Here is a 2,739-nt window from a genome sequence, read left to right as displayed (position 1 = left end):
ATGATAAGCTTAAAGCCAGCTATGAGGCTGCCGTAATTCTCGCTTGTGTCTTTATCTGGCTGCCGCTGATTTGAATTCTATACAGCCCCTATTATAATTAAACTATACTTGATTAACCTTAAAGCGTACAGTGCTATTGCTATAAATTTTTCGCAGCCTCTGTCACGCTTGCGAACAGCAAGCTAGAAAGAAATTCTAGCAGTAGCACGTTAATGTGAATGATTCTTTTTTATTTAGACCTGGCTATACAAATTCTGGATATAGACACGGTTTAATCTTGCAACGATTAGACTTTAACCGTTGGCGGTGCTTTAATCGTTACCGTCGCACTGACTTCATTGTTATCATCGAGCAAGTCCATGATAAGCTCATCATCATTTTCACTGCTCACTTGCCAGTTACCAGAAGCTTGCGGCACACCTGTTGCCATGACCGATATTGCTTTGTTTTTTAGACGAATCATCGGCGGTTTATGCTCATAGCCGCTATGTTCTAAACCTAAGATATCATCAGCAATGGTCGCTGCCTGCGCGCGTAACGGGGCCACATAACGGCAAGCAACACCATTAATCGACATACAATCACCGATGGCATAAATATTATCGGTGTTGGTACGCAGCGTCGGCGCATCAACTACGATACCAGTACGGCGATCAAACTCGACTCCTGCCGCTGTTGGCAATTTACCATCGACCGTCAAACCCGTACTGGCAATCATATGGTCGACAATCAATGGCTCTGTTTGTATAGTTGACTTAGCAGCGCTATCTTCTGAATCAGAGTGAAGCGGCTCATAGCTGACTTGCAACTTTTCACCATGGTTACCATCACTGATACGAATAACATCTGTTACCTGATAGCCGCCCAAAAAGTTAATCCCTTGCGATTTCACTGCTTGGGCAATACGCGCAGTGGCTTTTGCTGGCAGCATTTGTGATAGCGGCGCATCATTTAAATCAATCAATGTTACTTGATGACCCGCTTTTAATAAATCCTCGGCAATCTCAGTACCCACCATGCCTGCACCAACAATAGCCACATGCTGGCTACCTGCTGCTAGCTTTTCTTGTAATTGCCCAAAGCGCTCGATATGGTTGACATGCCAAACCAAATCTTCTGGTAGGCTTTGGGGAAAAATAGGATGCGCACCCATCGCCAGTACCAGCTTGTCATAGCTGATCGTTGCGTAATTGGTATAAACAGGATCTGAGCGCAGCGCCGAGACAAGCTGTAATTGTTGCGTGGCAGCATCAATATCCGTCACCTGCGTATTGGCCAGTAGGGTTACTTGCGCGGCTTTTGCAGCATCAATACCAGTCGCTCGCACCAAATCTGCCGCGCTTTTCTTTTGGCTAATCGCCATGGTTAGCATGGGCTTGTGATAACGGTCGCCATCATCTGTTGTGATTAAAGTAATCGGAATGTCTTTATCTTTAGCACGAATGGCATCAATAACATGCCAGCCTGCCAAACCTGCCCCAATGATAACAATGCCTTGTTTAGACTCTTTCGACTCTTTAGACATGGATGATGGGGATGTGGTTGATGGTAATATAGTTTCTGCGCTCATATTGGCTCCAATATAGACGGGGGATTGTTTTCATTTTGGGATAATTGACCGCCATTATATCAGTATACACACAGTCACTGACATTAACAGGATTGTTAAATCGATAAATCAATGACCAAAAAAAGCGCCTAAAAATAGACGCTTTTGATAAATTAATCTTAAATGCTATCTTTAATGATTCAAAATTTTTGATAAGAACATTTGCGCGCGGTCACTTTTTGCACCTTCAAAGAACTCATCCTTACTACAGTTCTCAACGATATGCCCCTCATCCATAAAGATAATACGGTTGGCGACCTGACTGGCAAAGCCCATCTCATGAGTCACACACATCATGGTCATGCCATCGCGGGTCAGCTCGACCATGACATCAAGCACCTCCTGAATCATCTCTGGATCAAGCGCCGAGGTTGGTTCATCAAACAGCATGGCGACTGGGTCCATCGCAAGCGCGCGAGCAATCGCTACCCGCTGCTGCTGACCGCCAGACAGCTCAGCGGGATACTTCGCTGCCTGTACTGTGAGTCCGACACGGTCTAGATAAGCCATGGCCTTTTGCTTAGCCTCAGACTCTTTACGGCCCAATACTTTGACTTGGGCGACCGTCAGGTTATCAATAATCGTTAGATGCGGAAACAGCTCAAAATGCTGAAACACCATACCGACACTGCTGCGGAGTTTGGGTAAATTGGTCTTTGCTGCGCCAACAGAGATACCGTTGACCAAGATTTCACCTTTTTTAAAAGGTTCCAGTCCATTGACTGTCTTGATCAAGGTCGACTTACCGCTACCCGATGGACCACAAACGACTACCACATCGCCTTTGTGCACATGCGCGGTACAGTCAGTCAGTACTTGAAAATCGCCATACCACTTGCTGACATCAGTCATTTTAATGACCATCTCATCACTAGCATGACCATTATCGGTGACCAGTCCGCCAAAGGCATTTAGGTACGTATCAGCATTGCTCATCACTGGCTCCTAACCACATTATTTTCGACAATATTTATTAAATAAAGCTTCTAAAGCGAAATATTTTTAAAGATACTTTTATTATTAAAATCTAAAACTATAGTTGGTTCTAAATAAAACAGATACATTATGGGTGGTGTTCTAAAAAGTATGCTGGCATCAGACGTAGCCATAATTGATGTAAAAGAACACCA

The 2,739-nt window shown here is 44.3% G+C and carries 2 protein-coding genes; both read right to left on the bottom strand.

Annotated features, from left to right (window positions below):
* Positions 1–286: 286 nt before the first annotated feature.
* Positions 287–1,570 (bottom strand): FAD-dependent oxidoreductase, encoded by a 1,284-nt coding sequence (locus EI161_RS13915; protein WP_192522676.1) that lies wholly within the window; start codon positions 1,568–1,570, stop codon positions 287–289.
* 171 nt (positions 1,571–1,741) lie between these two features.
* Complete coding sequence (locus tag EI161_RS13910; RefSeq protein WP_192522689.1) at positions 1,742–2,473, bottom strand: amino acid ABC transporter ATP-binding protein; 732 nt, start codon at positions 2,471–2,473, stop codon at positions 1,742–1,744.
* Positions 2,474–2,739 lie beyond the last annotated feature (266 nt).

Origin of the sequence: Psychrobacter sp. FME5 (genome assembly GCF_014861375.1) — a bacterium.
GTDB lineage: Bacteria > Pseudomonadota > Gammaproteobacteria > Pseudomonadales > Moraxellaceae > Psychrobacter.
This window is presented reverse-complemented; position numbering and strand designations above follow the sequence as displayed.

Bases quoted from the DNA above. Each gene is read 5' to 3' on its own strand.
- EI161_RS13915 (WP_192522676.1), bottom strand. From the start codon at position 1,570: ATGAGCGCAGAAACTATATTACCATCAACCACATCCCCATCATCCATG.
- EI161_RS13910 (WP_192522689.1), bottom strand. From the start codon at position 2,473: ATGGTCATTAAAATGACTGATGTCAGCAAGTGGTATGGCGATTTTCAA.